Here is a 19,346-nt window from a genome sequence, read left to right on the forward strand (position 1 = left end):
TCCTGTTTCAAAATTCCCGGTGGTTTTTACCCACTAATTCTGCTGAAGAGCCTTAAAATAAACGTCATCTAATGAGGTATCAGGATTAGGAAGGTTAATAGTTGATCGCCCTGCTTCTTCTTTAATTATTGCTTGCTCAATAGCTGAATTAGTGTTGCTTTTAATAATGCAAAATTGACTCATAATTTTTTTAAAAATAATTTCGTTTCTGAGCCATAAATACTGTTCTGAATCTAACTCTTCAGTTAAATCCAAAAGATTAATATATTTCTTGTTTGGATCGCAGAACCCATTTTCTAGCAAAATGTTTTTTAGCTCATTAAAAAGAGCCTGACAATCATTTGTGCCTGACCCTTTAAAAACTGCTTTGTCATTCATCATCTAAGCCTTTCAAAGCTTTTAAAAATAAAGATATAGACGGAAATTCTTTTTTTATTTCAACCAACTCTAAATTTGATAATTTTTTAATATCTCCACGGCTAGAAACCATTCCCATATATTGCCTCACCAAACTATCTTTCTTTCCTGTAGGGTTTTTTAAGCTTCTTGATTGCTCTTTATTTTCACCCCTATCGGAAGGAGGTATTTTTGAAACTTTAGGTATTAATTCTGAAATTTCGTTTTCTGTAAACTCGAGCAAACTTTTGAACGAAAAATTTAACGATATTGCTCGTAAGCTAGGCTCAACACCATTATTTGAAATATATTCTTCTACAAAGCCACCTACGCGAGATTTCATAGTTAGCATGTCAAAGTCAGTATCAAATGCTGCGGTTAAATATCCATAATACGAATCAAAATATGTAGAAAGCTGGTCGGAAGATACGTCATCAATAACTTCTTCAATATCACTTATTTCAGGTATTTGAAATTCTTGCTCTCTATAGCACCTAATTTTGTCTATTAAGGCTTCACGAGTATTTAAACGATATTTCAATTCTTCTATAAGCTTTAACACTTTAGCCGCAGACTCGCTGTAATGGACTTCAAGTGAGCCATCATGAACCACCTGCTTTTTATCATTTTTTTCCTCTGAATCCTCCAAGTGCTCTTTTTCTAATTTTTTATTTTTAACTGCTTTGGATAGTGCCTTTACTTCATTTAATCGCTCTAAAGAACCAATAAAATCTAACACATGCACATATTCTTTGTTTGGTGTTTTTCGCAATCCTCGTCCAAGTTGTTGCAACCAAATTGTTCTTGAGCCTGTATAACGCATGAAGATTAAAAGGTTTGTTTCAGGTATATCAATACCTTCATTAAAAAGATCGCAAACTAGGATATATTTATAGTTACCCTCTCGAAAATTTCTTATATTTTCTCTTCGCTCTTGATCATTCATTTTAGAGTGTACACAAGTTGCAGTCCCCATTTCAAAAAACCCAAGCAAATGCTTTAAATGGCGAATATTTCTACAAAACACTATGCCCTTAACATTTTCTATATTTTTCTTGCTAACAGTAGTTTCAATAATTTTAACCACTTCTTCATCTTTTTTATGAAGAAATAACCTCTTATCAAGATCGCTAATAGATAAGCCGCTATCTAATTGATCAATCTTGCTCTGATCCAAATCATCCAATAAAACAATGTATTTTGGAAATGCCAGCTTTTTATGTTTCAGCCCCCAAACCAAGTCATATTTACCTATATGACCATCACTACCCCCAAAAAAATCAGTTACATTTTTTTCATCTGACCGATAAGGCGTAGCTGTTAGCCCTATCAATAGCTTTGGAGAGAAGTTTTTTACTACTTCGGAATAAGTTCTTGCAGGTGTATGATGCGCCTCATCAACGATAATATAATCAAAAGTTTCTTTTTTTAAATCATCTAATTGACTATATAACGTATCAAAACTTGCAAATACGAAATCAGTTTCTTCAGGAAAAGAGCCAGAAAAGCATGCTGAGAAGCTATATGAACCGACACCAAATACATTTTTAAAGGCTGTAACCGATTGAAGTAATATTTCAATCTGATGAGCAACAAACATTACTCTAGGACGTTTTGAGATATTTTTAGTTAACTCTTTGATTAATAACGCAACGGTATAAGTTTTACCTAAACCAGTTGCCATTTCTATTAAGATTTTATTTTTTCCAATATTGTATTGGTTTACTGCTTCTTGAATTACCTGTGTCTGATATTTTCTAGGTTTAATATCCCTACCTATCTCAGAGTGTTTTTGCACCCAAAGACTTTTCAATCCATCCCGATCAATTAGCTCAACACCTAATCGTAAAGCTCTGACTTGGACCTCAGAAGTAAAATAAGAGTTCGTCACTAATATCATATGATTAACGTTCGCTAGTTTAGCTCCAGCCACCAATTGGTTTAGTGCCTTTACATCTACGTTAGATTGAATATTTCTTTGTTTTACTTCAATAGCAAATTTACGGCCAGCTTTGTAGGCGAATATATCAACACCTCCATCACCATGTTTATATTCCTTACCAATTTCTGTAATAACTGCATCAGTCCAACCTGATTTTTCAAGCAAGTCTTTAACGAAGAATTCAAAGTCCTTATCGCCTAATAAATCAACATCCTTAAAATTTTCAATAAGCAATTATACTTCTCCGTCGAGTTTCTTCATTAGGCTATTATATATAGCAATAGTGCTGCAATCTGCAGCTAAAGCAGAGCTAAAGGGGTCAGAGCCCTTTAAATCACATTCCGCGTGGACACGGAACACGTGCCCACCCTACCTGACTCATGTAACCCAGCACAAAAAGGCAACGGGCGGCAAAGCCGTCCGCTACCTTTGCATGTTAAGCTAATTACGAAATCAGCTAATTTTTGCAACCATTTTTATCACATGTAATTCGCTGTGATGATTGCACCCAATGATCAGCATTCTTCTTAGTGTCAGTACCGCATCCAGTCGTTCCACCTTTACTACCCTGATGAACGATATCCGTTGGTGTATGTTTAACAGCCATGATCAACTCCTTTTTATGAATTGTAATAACTTCCCTTTTCGCCGGAATTCCACCGGCTCATCAGCAAGCTTTGCCTGGAAGAGAAATTAAACCGGGTCAGAGAGCAATATTCTCTAATATTAGAAACAATTGCTCTCTGACACGGTTTTATTCTAAATATCGTTAAAGGGCTCAGACCCCTTTAGCTGGAATCATAGCTTAGTGACCTTTACATGCTTCTTATCTTTCTTAGACTCTCGCCAGATTTCTACACGGTACTGCTGCGGCAAAGGAATTGGTTTTGGCTGAGGTTTTTGCGGAATTTTCTTCTTGTCTTCGATTGGTTGTTCTCCACATTCAACCCATTCTTCACTGATAAGGCTTAGCTGTTCGGGATACCTAGGCGCATCTTCAAACTGATCTTGCAATTCACAAATGAACTCTGGATTTTCATCGCCCTCTTTTCCGAACAGATTTCTTGCCTCTATCATCGCTTCATTAGTTGTAAGAACACCTCTCTGAACCTTATCGAACAGTGTATGCAACCGAGATAGAGCGCCTCCGCTTCTTCGTGACTTTGCATTTACATTACTACCGCCGAACGGCGACCTGGCACTTTCAAATAACGCATTACTCACATAGGAGACTTGTCCACATATTGTTTCAAGCCCAGAAATAAAGTCACCATATTGTCCAATTCCCAAATAGAGAGCACCAAGTGCAATGGCTATTTTTCCTCCACCTTTAATTGATCCCTCTTCAACATCTAAGGATATCGAATAGTCTGGAAGAATAAGGGTCCTCTCTACGCTCCGTTCCCATTCATCGAATAAGTTTGTGGAATAGCGCTCAAACTCTTCTCGCGGCAAGCTCGGCACTTTGATCAGAAAGTTGGTGGATCCTATGTCGATCATCGCTTATTCCGTGGAACCAATAGTTTTCCCCTAACGCCGCGCTCTGCGGAAAATTTGTCCGACAGCAGTCGTTTGTTAGCTTTCATGGGCTAAACGGATTGGCACGAGCCCAGCGTGTTACTGCTCGCTCCAACAAGTCTAATTGTGGTTCAACTGAACGATACCAATGTCTACGCGCATCGGCAGGCATACAACTTGCCGCTGCGAGTACAGCACGTCGTTGCCAGTGTGGATGTTCAAATAACGTTCGCCATTGCGACTGAAACCAATGCCGTTGTTCTGAGCGTCCCATAGCCAGTATCAGTTTTCGCTTGCAAGCTTGATCTCTCTCTTGATTATACAGACCAACAAATTTTCCTTCGTTATCCCATTCACGAGACTCAGTAAAAACATGCATTATCCACATTCGATGGTACGCCAGCTCACTAACCATAGAATCTTTCAATAAAGCCAATAACCTACCGCCTAATTGAGAACGACTTTCTTTATTCAAAAATCGCAAACTCTTAAAATATTGAACAATATCAACAAATGCAGGAATAAGAGACTCTAGGTTATCGAATATATCTTCGACAACGCTATCATCACCCAGCTGACCAAGACGCCGAAGGCAAAACTTCACAACTGGTATATCTGGTTCGTCTGATTGAGTTTCTTCTCGAAAAAGCTCCCCAAGATTCAAGGTGTCTATAAGCTCCTGTTGCTCTTCGTTCAGATCGTCATAATCAATTTCATCGTACCAGCTTTCCATTCCTAGCTCTTCGATTAACGTATGAAACTTTTCATGAAGAGAGTCCATTTCTCGGTCCAATGGGGTTGCGAGGAATTGATTTTTAAAATCGTTAACGGGTAGTACTGACGTTTTTTGCTGTTGAAGAGATAGGCCATGATTACGAAAAAGAGTTTCTGCTAAGAATGAAATATGTTGGTATGCCTCAACTTGGGTGCTGGCAAATATTCTGTAATCATCATTAAAACGAACAAAATCAATTCCGTTAGCAAGTAGTGCTTCATCAACGTCAGAAAGAGTGATTTCCGCAAGTATCCTTGATGGTGCACAACCAACAGGTATTCCAAATGTTTCCGTGCCATTCCAGCCGGATAGCAGCCTCATTAGGGCAGAAATATGATTTGAATTTGTCGTTGCGGCACGTAACGCATTCTCAAGCCTATGATGATAAATTCGTGAGTAAAAATCAGAAATATCAGTTACTGCCACAAAAGAATCAACTGATGCAGTGGCTATTTTTCTTCGACACTTATCTAAATACTGACGATAACCAATATTAGGATCAAAGAGTTGGCCATTTTGGTTCGTGTTGACCCTGTATGAAAAAACAATTTCATCTTGTATGGGAACTCGGCGGCTTTCAAGTTCAGCGGAAATCTCATAGATTAGCCCGCTATAAATAAGGAAGTCCAATGGGTCAAGTTGAGTGATAGTACGAAAACCATATTTTGCCTTAGGCGAAAGTAAGGCTCGTGCAGGGCGAGTGCGCCAGCTCAACACATCTTCACTCAGCAATTGTGTTTTAACAGCATCCCAATCATGGTTGATAGCTTGGTATTCAAATGGCGCAGGAAATACATCTGTATCACCAAGGTTTAGTGCATGGTTTATTGCCCAGTTGTAACTTTGTTCCCTAATGGTCAACACGTTAAAGTTTCCTTGGAATGATTGCTAATGCTTCAATAAGCCGACTCTTTAGCAGTCGGCTGCATTGACTTGTTAGAGTTGTTTAGCTCGATTTGAGATGCAATTTTTTGTACCAATTCTTGCTCGCTTGGCCCGTTAAATATACTCATTAAGCCAAAAATTATTGTCAGCAAAAGGCCAATTACAGCTACAACTAAGGGGTCAGAGCCCTTTAACTCAACGGACTAAAGGGGTCTGAGCCCTTTAGCCATTTAATCCAAATTTTGTTAAACGCTCTACTCAGCCTTTTTGCGGCTTAACATCTTTTTCAGGAAAACCCCAATAGCGATAACAAACAGAATAATAAATTTCTTACCCATAACGAGCAAAGCGATCAGTTTCGCAAGCAAGCCTGTCTTGGCGGCCATCGTACCGCCCACCAGGGCCGCCAGGCCGTAGGCGGCAACATTGTCAGTGTCAGGGTCATAATCGGCGTAGCGATTCCCCTCGGTAAAGTTGGAAAAGGAAATCACGTCCTGCATGGATTCTTTTACCGTCGGCAATTGATCCGTGCCGGCGACGGCGTTAAGCACCAGCACACCCTCTCTGCCTAATACGCGAACATTATAATTAAGCGTACTCTCCCCTTCTTCGCCGAACATTAGCTCCTTTGCCCAGTACATCTTTTTAGTGACTGGGTCATAACTGGGCATTTCTGCCCAACCAACCAGGCTGATAGGCTCATAACCGGCCTCAACGCGCTCCTTACTGTCCTCTGCTGTTTCCGCCTGCATGTTTTCGAGAAGGTCCGCATAATCAATAGAGTCCGCATCTTCATCTGAAATGTGGCCATCATCTTGATAGGTAATCACCACGCCCCAACTGTTATCATCGGTTGGGCCAAGCTTGGCGGGAAATAACATGCCCAGCGTTCCTGTCCCATCGGGATTGCCCCAGGCCTGTTCCAAAACCCGTTGTGTATCATCAGAATCGATATAACGAAAACCCTCTGGCACCTGTAGCGTGGCCTTACCACCTGGCAGATTAATTACCCCTTGTTGATAGTTAAGTGACGCCTCAAATTCCGCTGCCGTAATACTCTCTTCCTGCGCATCAGTATCAGTACCCGTATCCGCATAGGCACATGGCATCATCAGCATGATGAAAATCGACAGTCCTGATAGTAATTTCATGAGTATTTCCTTGTTCTTGTTATGTTAAACAGGGCCACGTTAAATAGCGGGCTAATGTGATCAGCGCCCTTTAAATCACATTCCGCGTGGGCACAGAACACATGCCCACCCTACCTGACTGATTTACGAACAAATCGACCCTATTCCTCTTTCAGCCCCTTCACCCCAACCAACCACGGCTCCAGCCGCTGCCCTACATTAATCGTCGCTTCAAGTCGTGGTGGTTCATCCGGTTGGCGATGCGCTCTCTCTGTCGCTGCTGCTTCAATCACTGCGTGGTGTTGCAATGGCACGTGGATATAGGGGTTGCTGAGTGATTTGATGTAACCGATGAGCCTTGGTTTGCTTGCGTCTTCGCTCGCTACGCGCGCCATCACTACGCCTTTCATTAACAGGTATTTTGTTCGGTCGGCGTATTTTGTGCGTAACGTGTCATGGTCCAGTCCTGCGTCGATGACGAACAGTCGTGATGCCGAGGCCTTTTCTCGCGCCAGGTTTTCTTCGGCCTGTTTCAGTTTGTAGTTGTTGTTCTTCTTGTTATTGTCTTGCTCGGCCGACTGCTCTGCCAGCAGCTTGTCGTAATGTTGCTGGGCGGCTTCCAGTACACTTTGATAGGCCTTGCCGTTGTATTCCAGCGCGAGGATGACTTGCTTTTCCCTAAGCCTTTGATAGTGACGATTGTGCTGGTCGGCGCTGATGGCTTGCGACACATCAAAACCCAGCTCGGCCAGCTTTTCCTTGTTGAACCAGTCCAGGATTTCAGGTGATTCATAGTCACTGCGGAAATAGCCACTGTTATCGTAGCGGTGCATTAACTGAAGTTGAATGCCGCTGTTTTCAGCGTTGCCGCGGTAGTAATACGGCAGGCTCAGTTCGCGTTCGGTGAGGGTGATGGTGCTGTCGAGTTCGCCGGATCGGTTGTAGGCCACACCGGCCAGGACGATGGCGTTGGTCAGGATGATCAGTCCTGCGCCGAGCAGCAGGGCTTTGATGTGGCGCATGGCGCTTATTTGACCCAAGAGGCTCATTGCCTTGCCTCCGTGAAGTCAAAGAAGCCCTTCGCCCGCAGGCGTTTGAAGACCAGCAAAAACAGTACGGCGGTGAGCCCGATGACGAAGAAGAACAGATACTTGGGCATGATCTCCCACCACCAGTCGAAGAATTTGGTATAGAGGAAGATTACAAAAAAGACGTTGCCGGTGTTGATGGTGTCTTTCCAGTGCTTGCGTATGCCCCACCACACGGCCGCTGCGCTGAGCACAAAACCGGCCAGTTGATAGAGGCCTTCGATCACCTCCGTGTCTACTGCGAGGTAACTGATTCGGCCGTAGTTCGAGAGCACGAGTATCGGCAGGAAAAGACTCAACAGGCCGAACACCCGATACAGCGGCGCGAATCCCCAGTAGCGGGCATGATTCACCCACTGCGGGAACAGGAATAACAGGATGGCGGCGGGGAAAAAGTTTTCCGGCCGCTCGCCGAACGACAACCAGTACATGCCGCTCCAGGTGCCTACTCTCGCGGAGACAAAGCCGATGACGCAGAGAATGCCCGCCGCCTGTAACAAACGGATGTCGCAGGTGTAGGCCAGCAGAAAGGCGAAGGCGCCCCAGACGATAAAGGCGTTGTCCGAGGGCGTGATGTTAAACATCTGCCCGAGCATGGAGATGTTCAGCACAAAACAGGCGAAGCTCACCAGGCCGACGAGCTTGGCAAAATAGCCGGTCTTTTCCCTTTCGGCGACCAGCAGCGTGGCGATGAAGGTGGCGAGTGTGCCGGCGATCAGAATCGCGACCTGGCTGGTGGTGGAGAGCTTGCCCCAGAATTGGTAGAACAGGAAAAACACACTGGCGGCCAGAGCCAGGGCGCCGAGGAAGGAGGCGATGCGCATGCCCAGCGAGAGTTGTTTTTCGCGCTGGTCCTGATCGATATCGAAATCGTCGCTGTATTGGCTGAGCAGGGTTTGATGGTAGGCGTGGACGGATTGCGCCTGTTCTTCCGTGAGTGACAGCACGCCGTCACCTTTCAGCAGGGCCAATTCATCCTGAAAGGCCTTTACCTGGTCGGCGCGCTTTTGGGCTGCAAATTTTGAGAGCCCTGGATTTGAAAGTAATGACATTGCGTGTGTTAACTCGACGCTATAGTTCTTCTTATATTCGTGTTTTTTTATTAGCCGCTGAGTGTGGAGGACTGATCGCTGTCCGTGACGCCGGGCAGATCCACATCAGGCGGCACCCCCTTCCCTACTGCGATACTCTCACAATATGCGCAGATATTCTGTAGGAAATAGCCTACAAAGCGTCAGATATCCGTTATTTGGCCGTCAGCAAGATGGGGCTGAGTACGTCGGTTTTAGCCTCAGGCCCTGATGACGAACCTACGTTCGCTCGGCTCCGTGGCCTGACCTGCCGCATACCTGACGAGTGGGGTCGGTTAGCGCACTGCAACTTTTTGGCCCAAACAATCCGCCCGACCCTTGCAAGGGACCATGAGGCACAGACCATAAATAACCCATTAGCTAACGCAAACAAACTTACCGAGCCAGCCTCGTTGGTTTATTGTGCAGCTACCGTTGGTATGACCGGGACGTTGGACAGTTTTGACGTGGCGCTGGGACGGGTCGGCGGGGGCCGCCGGCAGTGTTGGCTTTGAGATCCGCAGCGTGGTTGTGGGACGCCGGCACTGTTGTTGAACGCACTGGTCGCAGAATCGGATTTAATGAACAAAAAAGCCCCATTAAAAGGGGCTTTTTTGTTCGCCTGGAAAAACAGGGGCAAAGAGGTTTTTCTCTAATACCTGAATCCGTGGCTTAACCACGGATCCAGGTAATAGTTAGAAACAATTATTTTCTGATCCGGTTTTTACACCACATGTCAGAATTTGAACTCGAGACCGACCATGTAGGCATTGAGATTGGCATTCGCCACTTCATAACGTTCCGCGTCGAGACGTAATGCGAGATGGTCGCTAAATCCAAACTTGAAGCCAGCTCCCCAGAACGGATCGTTGCCACTACTGGCGCCCAGCGTACCGCCCAGGGATGAGTCTGATTCCCACCAGAACTGCCCGACTTTTAGAAAGACCGACGACCTATCCCCCACCGGCATTGAAAACACCGCCGCCAGACCCTTGCCATCAGATTCGAACCTGTCATTACCGCCGATGACGCGATTGAAATCAACCCACGAGCCTTCAACGCCGAACCAGTCGTTTAACTGACCGCCAACGACCAGCTTCAACACATCGTCATTTTCGTCCAGGTCGCTTTCATTGATGCTATAGGCTCCCCACGAGGCGCCCACATAAATCTCGGGGCTTTGCGCCTGTGCGGCGGCCATAGAACCAAGCGCCAGCGCGGCCGTCAAGCCGACGAGAGAACTGAGTTTGTTGATTCGCATACCTAAATCTCCTTGTCCTAATTAGTTGGATATACGGCAAGAGTTGAAAATATCACCCTGACCGCTATGCTTCCGTCTCCTGCCGCACATACACGCAAAGTAATCAGGCGCAGGACAGGGCCATTCATCAAGGACGAGCATCATGTTGAGGGCTGCGCCTGCCTGCGGCACCTCTGTTTGACTATCAAGTGTAAATTTTTCGCATCACTGACCCGGCTTTTTCTCTAACCCGGTTTTTTCACGCGAAAGCAGCGCGCCAGTGAACTCGGCGCTGAGGGGTATAATACGGTGAAGAAAGGAAGATTAAATGTACGCCGGAAGCAAGACTACAATTCTGAATCGAATTTAATTACCCCCAAGTGTATAAAGAACGCATGGCCTGTGCTCGATGCATTGCCGTTCCCGGTTATGCATATCGATAGTGATTATCGGGTTATTGCTAGCAATAGAATGGCAGCGCAGGAATATGCATCGGTAGAGGGATGTTGCCATCAGATCAGTCACGGCTACGACACCCCCTGCGACGAGAATGGCGAGCACTGTCCCAAACAGGATGCAGAACTCTCGGGTAGGCCGGTAGCAGTGCTTCATGTCCACCAAATAAAAACAGGGGTGGAACGATACAAGATTCAGTGTCTGCCAATCCTGGGGGGTGGAATCCTGGAGTTCCACATACCCTTGCGTGATGTAACTACGATTGATGGGCTGACTGGATTAACCAATCGTACCGAGGGCGAGCAAATAGTGCGTCGTGCTTTAGCCTTGATGCACCGTATGAAATCCGGCTATGCGCTCGTCATGCTAGACCTCGATAAGTTCAAGAATGTAAACGATACTTTTGGCCATGAAGCAGGAGATTGTGTGCTTGCGGCGTTTGCAGAGGTTTTGCGGAACACCGTACGGAAGACCGACGTTGCCGTACGCTGGGGTGGAGAGGAGTTTCTTGTGATGTTGCACGGTGCAGACCAAACAGCCGCGGAACGCTTTGCCAACCGCGTTCTGGACGGCACCCGTAACCTTAGCGTCTCGTTCGACGGTAAAATACTGACTGTTACCGTTAGCGCCGGAATACGTTTTGTTCGAGCTGATGAAAGTCAGTCGATAACTTTCGACCAAGCCTTGAAAGATGCGGATAACGCGCTATATGAAGCCAAGAAGGCAGGGCGCGATCGATATCACATGCACAATGAATAAATTTCCTGGTGTTTCCTGGCCCCCAACAAAGCCCTCCAATCGACGTTCGTCCCTCACGCGGTAGCGCCCCAGCCGCCCAACCCATCATTTTTGAGCCATTGATTTACAGCTCCACACAGCCTCGCAACGGAGGGAACGTGGCCGTCTATCTCCTGTTGCGCCGCGTCTAAAAAAACTCCTATTAACCCTAAAGTTAATACGCCATCTGCCGTTAGACAGGGGCACAAACCTGCGCGCCCTTGCGGCAGGCCGTCGGACAAACATAAAAACCAACAAGGAATTGATCATGCATACCTCGAAAAAAGCCCTCTTGATCGGCGGACTCATGGCGAGTCTCATGGCCGCGAGCCTGCCCGCACAAGCCACCGTCACCATCGGCGTCCTCGCCCCCCGCGGCGAACTCATCGCCATGAAACAGTGGAGCGCCTTCGGAAAATACCTGAGCAGCCAAATCGGCGACACGGTGGAGATCAAGCCCTACGGCCCGCGTGACCTCGTCACCGCCGCCGCGGACAACCAAGTGGATTTCACCCTCGCCAATCCCACCCAGGCCATTATTTTGCAGGATGTCCACCAGGCCACCCCGCTGGCGACGCTGAACAAGAAATCCGGCAGCCAGTTCGCGGGCGTCATCGTGGCGAAAAAGGGCAGCGGCATCACCAAGGCCGAGGATTTGAAGGGCAAGAAGGTCATGTCGCTGAAATTCCGTGCCGCGGCCGGCGCTTATACGTTTCAGACGTATCACTTGATGCAAAAGGGCATCGACCCCCACAAAGACTTCGCCTCTTTCAAGGAGGGCAAGAAGCAGGATGACCTGGTATTGGCCGTCAAGGCCGGCGTCATTGATGCCGCCTTCGTGCGTTCGGGCCTGCTGGAGAACATGGCCAAGGAAGGCAAGATCAAGCTGGAGGATTTCGAAATCGTGGACCAGCGCACAGGCGACGGCTTTCCCCACCTCCACTCCACCGACCTCTACCCCGAGTGGTATCTCTTCTCGCTGCAGAACACCGATGCCGGTGTGGCCGGAAAGATCAAAACCGCCAGCATCAACCTGAAGGCAGGGGATGACGCCGCCAAGGACGCCAATATCGAGGGTTTCGTGGAGCCCGTGTCGCTGGACGGCATGAAGGCGGCGTTGAAGGCATTGAAGATCAAGCCGTACGATAAATAACGTCGCCACCCAGGGAGTTACAACGCAATGATTGCCACCATCATATCCACCTGCAACCTCGGAAAAATGGGCATGGCCGCGAAATTCAGCGCGGCCACCGCCATCACCCTGGTCATCCTCATGGGCATCGGCGGCACCGTGGTGCTCAACCTGCAAGACCGAACCCTGGGGACGTTGCTGGACACCTCCAGCGGCATCGTCAAGGACATCGCCGCGGACCAGGTCGCGGCCAACCAGGATTCGGAACAGCTCAAGGCCGCGCAGTTGGGCAAGATGCTGGCGAAGATCGCCCCCGCGGCCATCGCCTCCTTCGATCTCAGCGCCTTGCTGGAATACGCCACCGTCGCCACGGAGGACCCGGACGTTTCTTACGTGGCCTTCATCAGCACCGACGGCAACGTCCTGGCAGAGTCCGGCGACAAGGCCACCGTCGCGGCGGATGCTGTGCAGGAAAAGACCATCGTTTACGAGGAAAATCCACTGGGCAAAGTGGTGGTGGGTTTCAACCACAACCGCACCGAGGCCCAGTTTGCCAAGCTGGAAACGCGCAACGCAAATAACCTCAACAGCATGCACGACACCAAGGGTAAGTCCTATCGCTCGGCGTTGATCAGTCTGATTCTGTTGAGCGTGTTCATCACCGTCATGGCGGTGATGGTGATTTACCTGGTCACCCGCAGTATCGTGAAACCCCTGTGCGTGGCGGTGGACGCCACCAAGCGCATCGCGGGCGGCGACCTTACCGTGCAGGTGGAAAGCCACTCCGAAGACGAAACCGGTCGCCTGCTGGAGGCCATGCAGACCATGCAGGAGGGCCTGCATGGCATCGTCAATCAGATCACCGGCGCCACGGTGCAGCTCGGCGCCACGGCGGAACAGATGTCGAGCGTCACACAGCAAACCAGCCAGGGTGCCCAGCAACAGGAGTCCGAGACCGATCAACTGGCCACCGCCATCAACGAAATGGCGGCCACGGTGCAGGAAGTTTCGCGTAACGCCATGAAGGCGGCTGTCGCGGCGCAAAACGCCGACGAGGCGGCCATCAACGGCAAGAACGTGGTGCAGGAAACCACCGACGTCATCAACGGCCTGGTGACAGAAATCGTCTCCACGGCGGAAGTCGTTCAGGCCTTGCAATCGGAGGCCAACGACATCGGCACGGTGCTGGACGTCATCCGCGGCATCGCGGAACAGACCAACCTGCTGGCGCTCAACGCCGCCATCGAGGCCGCCCGCGCCGGCGAACAAGGCCGCGGCTTCGCCGTGGTGGCCGACGAAGTGCGCACGCTGGCTTCGCGTACCCAGCAATCCACCCAGGAAATCCAGCAGATGATCGAGCGCCTGCAAAAAGGTGCCAGCAAGGCCGTGACCGCCATGGAAAACAGCCAGGAACGCACCCAGACCAGCGCCGAGAAGGCATCCAGCGCCATGGATTCCCTCAATGACATCGTCGGCGCCGTCGCCACCATCACCGAAATGAACACCCAGATCGCCAGCGCCGCGGAGGAACAAAGCACGGTAGCCGAAGAGATCAACCGCAGCGTCACCAAGATACGGACGGTGGCCGGTCAAACCGCCGACAACGCCCAGCTCACCGCCGAGGCCGGCGGCGAATTGGCCGACATCGCCGGTCAGTTGCAACGACTCGTCGGCCGGTTCCGCGTGTAAATCCGCGCAGGGGGCGGAAACGCGGGTCCGCCCCTACCGATCCGTCACCAGCTCCAGGTTAGCAAGTTTTAGTTATAAGGGGCCACTGCTGTCCCGTTAACAGACACTGCCATATTGTAATAGGTTATTTTCCGGGGCCTACAGTGTGTTTTTTGGATTTGAGACATGAATTCTTAGCAACCTCTCTCGTCAGAGCCTGCCCCGCGAAGCGCTTTGGGCATTCCGGCGCATACCCTCAGGGCATAAAGGCCGGAACATAAGCGCGTAGCGCGTTGAACGCCAAAGGAGGCCCGAAGGGTGAACGAAGCGAATAATCCAGAGGTCGCCTAAGAGCGCCTACTTTTGGTTTAACGAATTACTGGATTCCGGCATGCGCCGGCATGACGGAAGTAAAGTTAACAGGACAGCACTGATACTTTTTCCCTTCATTAGAAACAATGGTTCTCGCCCCGCTGCCGATTGCCGTTACAAGGGGATTTCCAGTTTGTTCATCCGGTAATACAGTTGACGTGGTGTCAATCCGAGGTGATTGGCGGCCAGGGTTTTATTGCCCCCGGCTATGCGTAGTGCATCCTCGATACTCTGGCGCTCATTGCCATTAACCCGGGTATACGGCCTGCCGGCAATAGTGTTTTGAGACTCATTGGCGGAATGCGGTGGCTCGACATCAATCGTGGCCTCTTCACACAAAATATCCTGAATATCTTGCTCGGTAACGGCGGAAGTATCAGACATGATAACGGTGCGGGCGATAACATTTTCTAACTGGCGCACATTACCGGGCCAGTCATATTCTTCCAGGGTGGATAAGCCTTTCGCTTCAATGACGACGTTTCTATGGTGGCGCTGGTTTTCTCTAATCAGAAAATAAGACGCTAACAGCCGAATATCATCGCGACGTGCCCGCAACGGCGGCAGCCCGATTCGTATCACATTGATACGGTAATACAGGTCCACGCGAAAGGCGCCTTCATTCACGGCGCGTTGTAGATTCTTGTTGGTCGCCGTGATGATGCGGGTGTCTACCTGGGTCTCTTTATTTCCTCCCACCCGTTGAATCATTTTATCCTGCATTATACGTAACACTTTTGCTTGCAGGTCGAGACTCATGTCGCCAATCTCATCCAGGAACAGGGTACCGTTGGCCGCCAGCTCGAATTTGCCGACACGCGAAGCATCCGCGCCGGTAAAGCTGCCTTTTTCATGGCCGAATAATTCTGACTCCAGCAGCTGCGCCGGTATGGCAGCGCAATTGACACACACAAAGGGTTGGTCACGACGCTGACTGGCAAGGTGGATCATGCGGGCAAAGCGTTCCTTGCCAGAGCCCGATTCACCCACCAGCAAAACGGTGGCATCGGATTCCGCTGCGCGTAAGGCCTTGCCGACGGCGTTGCGCAACGCCTTACTCTCACCGAGTATGCCGTAGACGGTGCCCTTTTCCTTACCCTTCCCTTTACAGGCGCTGTTCGCTTTGAGTAATTGTTTGGTGTGATCATTCACCAGCTCATGAATCCGTGACAGTTGACCAATCATCGCGGCGAGTATCTGTAATACATACAAATCCCGATCAAAGACATAATCACAGGAGCGACGGGTTTGCACGGCGAGCACACCGATGGGTAGATCGTCCTGCAAAATGGGCACCGCGATATAGGCGAGCTTTTTGTCTGGCATATGCGACAGGTCGGTAATGCGGGCAAGATAGAGCGGCTCTTTGGTGACATCAGGGATCAACGCCACCTGACCCGTGGCCATCACGCGGCCGGTCACTCCTTCACCAGGCGCATACACGGCCTGCTGCCTCTCCGTTTTGTTTAGATCGACAAAGTAACGAATCTTCAACTCACCGCTTTCAGGATCAGGTAGCATGACACGCCCCTTATACAGCTGCAGGCGCATGGACAACAGTTGCAGAATCGCCCCAATGGTCACCTCCGGGTTCAGGGATTTTCCCAAAAGTTGTGAGGCTTCGAGTAATACATCCGATGTTTCAGCGGATAGCTGGTGCTGAAAATTTGCATTCACTGCCCGTCCTCCTTGATAGAAAAAACACTAAAAACCGCATGGCTTAAAATATGAATATTGGACTCCAAGCAATCACACGTATCACGCCTGCCACCCAGAATAGGTTGCAACTGTTATACCAGTATGACAATTCATAAGCGGCTGATTTTACGAAGGGAATATTTAGAACAATGAATGAGCCGGCAAGCAAATGCCGCACTACTGTGCTGAGGCGCACCGCTTTAGTGCGAGTGGAATAAATAGTCCGGCCCGACGCGCCGATAGCACACCGAACCGGGAGGGGGAAAATAACGTGCAAATACTTTTATTCTATTGATCAGGCCTTGCTGCAATCTGTCTCTTTTTTCAGCTTGTGTTTTAGCCTAGCAGAGCATCAGCTGGCGAGCGGTAGCTTGCGATGACCATGGTGCGCCGGCACGATAAAAGAACGCATTTTTATCAAGGTGGCATACAATGGGTCCCAGGCAGTGATTGCCGTCATCACGGGATAGACGGCCACCAGTGCAACCCAGGGGGGAACGGTATCGCTAAAAAACATGACACCGGAGATCAAGGCCGCACCGGTGAACAATCGCCCGATTACTTCGTAATCCGTCATATTTCTGCTTAATAATGTGTTCATCGTCATATCCTCCTGTGGGTTTCAGCTTAGTGAAACGCAACGGCCTAAGCTTTGCCTGGTAGTTTGCAAGCCACATGCCAAGCGGCGAAACCATCACCAACACACTGAATAATTAGATGTTTTTTCTTAATCGATAAATGTTCACATCAGCGGGAGGCACCCAACAATGTCGACAATGTCGAGATTGTCGTTTCCTGGTTCGCGCAGAAAGAGGATGGCATTCCGGCCAGTCAGGGCGTGGATGATTTCACTGCTGTCACTACCTGCGGCGATGGTCTGAAACGACAGGCGCGTACAACGCTATTCGGGGCTGTGCGGATCCAGCAATTCAATCCAGTGCCTGACCGGCACCTGCGCCCTGGTCGCCATGTGCATCTGGCAACCGATATTCGCGGTGGCGATAAGCTCAGGTTGTTCGGCCTGCAGGGACTGTAACTTGTTGGCCAAAAGCTGCTTGGATAATTGCGGCTGTAAAATCGAATAGGTGCCTGCCGAGCCGCAGCATAAATGGGCATCCTCGATCTGGGTCAATTGATAACCGGCGGTGGTGAGTATCTGCTCGACCGTGCCGGCGAGCTGTTGACCATGTTGCAGGGTACAGGGGGCATGAAAGGCGATTTTTCGGCCCTGGCCGCGCGCGGCGAACCCGCCAAGATCTTCGGCGCCGAGCACCTCGCCCAGGTCACGGGTCAGCGCGGAGACGCGTGCCGCCTTTTGCGCGTAGGCGGCATCGTGCGCCAGCAAGGTCGCATAGTCTTTTACCATCACGCCACAGCCGCTGGCCGTCATCACAATGGCTTCCGCACCCTGTTCGATATAGCTCCACCAGGCATCAATGTTGCGCCGGATGGCGACCAGTGCCTCTTCGTGCGCCGATAAATGCGCACTCACCGCGCCACAACAGCCCGCCTTCGGGGCCCGAATCAGTTCAATACACAGACGATCCAGCACGCGGGCAGCGGCGGCATTGGTATTGGGTGCGGTGACCGGCTGTACACAACCATCGAGCACCAGCATCTTGCGCGCATGGGAATTTTGCGGCCATGCGCCGGCGGCCTGTCTGACGGGAATCTTGGCCTTGAGCGCGGGCGGCAAAACGGGCCGGACCATGCGCCCGAGATTCAGCAAGCTAGCGAACACGGCCGTATTGGGGATCACCATGCGCAGCAGTTTGCGTATGACCTTTTCCGCCACGCCACGCCCGACCTGCGCCTCAACGACATGCCGGCCGATGTCGACCAACCGACCATAACGCACCCCGGAAGGACAGGTCGTTTCGCAGGCGCGACAGGTCAGGCAGCGGTCCAGATGTACCTGGGTCTTGCGCGTAACCTGCTGGCCCTCGAGCACCTGCTTGATCAGATAGATGCGCCCGCGCGGTCCATCCAGTTCATCGCCCAGCAGTTGATACGTGGGGCAGGTCGCGGTACAAAAACCGCAATGCACGCAGCTGCGCAGGATCTGCTCCGCCTCCTGTCCTTCCGGCGTGACTTTGAATTTTTCGACCAGACGGGTTTGCATGGCGGCCTACAGGTCCTGGTACATTCTGCCGGGATTGAAAATGCGCTGCGGATCAAAGGCGTTTTTCAATCGTTGATGCACCTGCGCAAGACCGGCATCCAGCGGCTGAAACACCGCGCCATCGCGGTCACCGCCACGGAACAGGGCGGCATGACCGCCCACGGCAGCGACCGCCGCGCGCACGCTCCGCGCATCGGCATCGGTCGACAACCAACGCAGGCCACCGCCCCATTCCAGCAGACTCTCACCCGCCAGCGCCAGGGCCGGCGCATTCGGCGGCACACTCAAACGCCAAAGCGCGCCGGCCTGTTTGAAAAAAGCCAGCTGCTGTTCGCGCAACTCGCGCCAGAAGCTATCGCCCTGCGCCAGCAGCTCACCGCCGATCTGCGCCCTGGCGACGTGTACGCCCTTTTCCGTGCCATACAGGCGCACATACAGCCTGCCATCGACAAAGGCGCTCGCACTCAGCGGCAAGGGTTGGGTCGCCCACCGGTTCATGGCCTCGATCGCCCCGGCCTCTGTGCATTCCTGCACCAGGGTGGTTTCACTGGCCGGGCACGGCAGCACCTTCAGGCTGATATCCAGCAATACACCCAGCGTGCCCAGGGCGCCCGTCATCATCCGCGACACATCGTAGCCGGCGACATTCTTCATCACCTCACCACCGAACCGCAGCACTTCCGCCTTGCCGTTAATGACCCGCGTACCTAACACAAAGTCTCTCGCCGCACCGCTGTAAGGCCGACGTGGCCCGGAAAGGTTGCAGGCGATGGTGCCGCCAAGGGTGGCGGTAGTACCAAAATGCGGCGGCTCAAACGGCAGCATCTGCTGACTGGCGTGCAGCGTCTGTTCGATCTGATCCAGCGGCGTACCGGCACGCGCGGTAATCACCAGTTCGGTGGGCTCGTAAGACACGATGCCACTATGCCCAGCGACATGCAGTGCTTCACCCTGTGGGGTGCGGCCATAAAAAGACTTGCTGTCGCCACCGACGATGCGCAGCGCGCAGCGCTCTGCGATGGCGGTCTCGACTTGCTGTTGCAGGCTATTGGTCAGATCAGACATGGTGATTGGGTT

Annotated in this window: 15 protein-coding genes; 3 read left to right on the top strand and 12 right to left on the bottom strand. The window is 50.5% G+C overall.

Annotated elements, in window-relative coordinates; translation table 11 throughout:
• Nucleotides 1–33: 33 nt before the first annotated feature.
• The 8 genes from RRB22_13760 to RRB22_13795 all read right to left on the bottom strand — a co-directional run bounded on the left by RRB22_13760 (nucleotide 34) and on the right by RRB22_13795 (nucleotide 10,065).
• Entirely contained in the window at nucleotides 34–381 is a 348-nt protein-coding gene (locus RRB22_13760) for a hypothetical protein (GenBank protein ID MDT8385468.1), read from the bottom strand.
• Nucleotides 371–2,572 (bottom strand): DEAD/DEAH box helicase family protein, encoded by a 2,202-nt coding sequence (locus RRB22_13765; protein ID MDT8385469.1) that lies wholly within the window; start codon nucleotides 2,570–2,572, stop codon nucleotides 371–373. Before RRB22_13765 ends, RRB22_13760 begins: the two co-directional genes overlap by 11 nt.
• A gap of 564 nt (nucleotides 2,573–3,136) precedes the next feature.
• Nucleotides 3,137–3,838, bottom strand: a complete 702-nt coding sequence (locus RRB22_13770; protein MDT8385470.1) for a hypothetical protein — start codon at nucleotides 3,836–3,838, stop codon at nucleotides 3,137–3,139.
• An 82-nt stretch (nucleotides 3,839–3,920) separates the two neighbouring features.
• Nucleotides 3,921–5,495 (bottom strand): RNA-directed DNA polymerase, encoded by a 1,575-nt coding sequence (locus RRB22_13775; GenBank protein ID MDT8385471.1) that lies wholly within the window; start codon nucleotides 5,493–5,495, stop codon nucleotides 3,921–3,923.
• A 275-nt stretch (nucleotides 5,496–5,770) separates the two neighbouring features.
• Nucleotides 5,771–6,667 (bottom strand): DUF2167 domain-containing protein, encoded by an 897-nt coding sequence (locus tag RRB22_13780; GenBank protein MDT8385472.1) that lies wholly within the window; start codon nucleotides 6,665–6,667, stop codon nucleotides 5,771–5,773.
• Nucleotides 6,668–6,807: 140 nt separating this feature from the next.
• Nucleotides 6,808–7,695 carry a DUF4824 family protein gene (locus RRB22_13785; protein ID MDT8385473.1) on the bottom strand — a complete coding sequence of 296 codons (888 nt, stop codon included), beginning with the start codon at nucleotides 7,693–7,695 and terminating at the stop codon, nucleotides 6,808–6,810.
• Entirely contained in the window at nucleotides 7,692–8,786 is a 1,095-nt protein-coding gene (locus RRB22_13790; GenBank protein MDT8385474.1) for a DUF2157 domain-containing protein, read from the bottom strand. The genes RRB22_13785 and RRB22_13790 overlap by 4 nt, the downstream gene beginning before the upstream one ends.
• A 754-nt stretch (nucleotides 8,787–9,540) precedes the next feature.
• Nucleotides 9,541–10,065, bottom strand: coding sequence for a porin family protein (locus RRB22_13795; GenBank protein ID MDT8385475.1), 525 nt, complete (start codon nucleotides 10,063–10,065; stop codon nucleotides 9,541–9,543).
• Nucleotides 10,066–10,353: 288 nt separating this feature from the next.
• On the opposite strand from RRB22_13795, the gene RRB22_13800 reads away from it, so the two are divergent.
• The 3 genes from RRB22_13800 to RRB22_13810 all read left to right on the top strand — a co-directional run bounded on the left by RRB22_13800 (nucleotide 10,354) and on the right by RRB22_13810 (nucleotide 14,098).
• Nucleotides 10,354–11,259, top strand: coding sequence for a GGDEF domain-containing protein (locus tag RRB22_13800; GenBank protein MDT8385476.1), 906 nt, complete (start codon nucleotides 10,354–10,356; stop codon nucleotides 11,257–11,259).
• A 286-nt stretch (nucleotides 11,260–11,545) separates the two neighbouring features.
• The gene (locus tag RRB22_13805) at nucleotides 11,546–12,430 is read left to right on the top strand and encodes a phosphate/phosphite/phosphonate ABC transporter substrate-binding protein (protein ID MDT8385477.1); all 885 of its coding nucleotides are present in this window, start codon (nucleotides 11,546–11,548) and stop codon (nucleotides 12,428–12,430) included.
• A gap of 27 nt (nucleotides 12,431–12,457) precedes the next feature.
• Nucleotides 12,458–14,098, top strand: coding sequence for a methyl-accepting chemotaxis protein (locus RRB22_13810; GenBank protein MDT8385478.1), 1,641 nt, complete (start codon nucleotides 12,458–12,460; stop codon nucleotides 14,096–14,098).
• A gap of 465 nt (nucleotides 14,099–14,563) precedes the next feature.
• Here the strand turns inward: RRB22_13810 and RRB22_13815 are convergent, their stop codons facing one another.
• The 4 genes from RRB22_13815 to glcE form a co-directional block, all read right to left on the bottom strand.
• Nucleotides 14,564–16,126 carry a sigma 54-interacting transcriptional regulator gene (locus RRB22_13815; GenBank protein MDT8385479.1) on the bottom strand — a complete coding sequence of 521 codons (1,563 nt, stop codon included), beginning with the start codon at nucleotides 16,124–16,126 and terminating at the stop codon, nucleotides 14,564–14,566.
• A 373-nt stretch (nucleotides 16,127–16,499) separates the two neighbouring features.
• Nucleotides 16,500–16,748 (bottom strand): DUF2892 domain-containing protein, encoded by a 249-nt coding sequence (locus RRB22_13820; GenBank protein MDT8385480.1) that lies wholly within the window; start codon nucleotides 16,746–16,748, stop codon nucleotides 16,500–16,502.
• 300 nt (nucleotides 16,749–17,048) lie between these two features.
• The gene (glcF, locus tag RRB22_13825) at nucleotides 17,049–18,269 is read right to left on the bottom strand and encodes a glycolate oxidase subunit GlcF (protein MDT8385481.1); all 1,221 of its coding nucleotides are present in this window, start codon (nucleotides 18,267–18,269) and stop codon (nucleotides 17,049–17,051) included.
• Between the two features lie 6 nt (nucleotides 18,270–18,275).
• A complete protein-coding gene (gene glcE / locus RRB22_13830; GenBank protein MDT8385482.1) occupies nucleotides 18,276–19,334 on the bottom strand; it encodes a glycolate oxidase subunit GlcE in 1,059 nt (352 codons plus the stop codon).
• Nucleotides 19,335–19,346: the final 12 nt, after the last annotated feature.

This window comes from Gammaproteobacteria bacterium (genome assembly GCA_032250735.1).
Classification (GTDB): Bacteria; Pseudomonadota; Gammaproteobacteria; order SZUA-152; family SZUA-152; genus SZUA-152.

What these genes read in the sequence shown, in the direction of transcription:
- RRB22_13760 (MDT8385468.1), bottom strand. Translation starts at nt 381, where the DNA reads ATGATGAATGACAAAGCAGTTTTTAAAGGGTCAGGCACAAATGATTGT.
- RRB22_13770 (MDT8385470.1), bottom strand. Translation starts at nt 3,838, where the DNA reads ATGATCGACATAGGATCCACCAACTTTCTGATCAAAGTGCCGAGCTTG.
- RRB22_13780 (MDT8385472.1), bottom strand. Translation starts at nt 6,667, where the DNA reads ATGAAATTACTATCAGGACTGTCGATTTTCATCATGCTGATGATGCCA.
- RRB22_13785 (MDT8385473.1), bottom strand. Translation starts at nt 7,695, where the DNA reads ATGAGCCTCTTGGGTCAAATAAGCGCCATGCGCCACATCAAAGCCCTG.
- RRB22_13790 (MDT8385474.1), bottom strand. Translation starts at nt 8,786, where the DNA reads ATGTCATTACTTTCAAATCCAGGGCTCTCAAAATTTGCAGCCCAAAAG.
- RRB22_13795 (MDT8385475.1), bottom strand. Translation starts at nt 10,065, where the DNA reads ATGCGAATCAACAAACTCAGTTCTCTCGTCGGCTTGACGGCCGCGCTG.
- RRB22_13805 (MDT8385477.1), top strand. Translation starts at nt 11,546, where the DNA reads ATGCATACCTCGAAAAAAGCCCTCTTGATCGGCGGACTCATGGCGAGT.
- RRB22_13810 (MDT8385478.1), top strand. Translation starts at nt 12,458, where the DNA reads ATGATTGCCACCATCATATCCACCTGCAACCTCGGAAAAATGGGCATG.
- RRB22_13820 (MDT8385480.1), bottom strand. Translation starts at nt 16,748, where the DNA reads ATGAACACATTATTAAGCAGAAATATGACGGATTACGAAGTAATCGGG.
- glcF (MDT8385481.1), bottom strand. Translation starts at nt 18,269, where the DNA reads ATGCAAACCCGTCTGGTCGAAAAATTCAAAGTCACGCCGGAAGGACAG.
- glcE (MDT8385482.1), bottom strand. Translation starts at nt 19,334, where the DNA reads ATGTCTGATCTGACCAATAGCCTGCAACAGCAAGTCGAGACCGCCATC.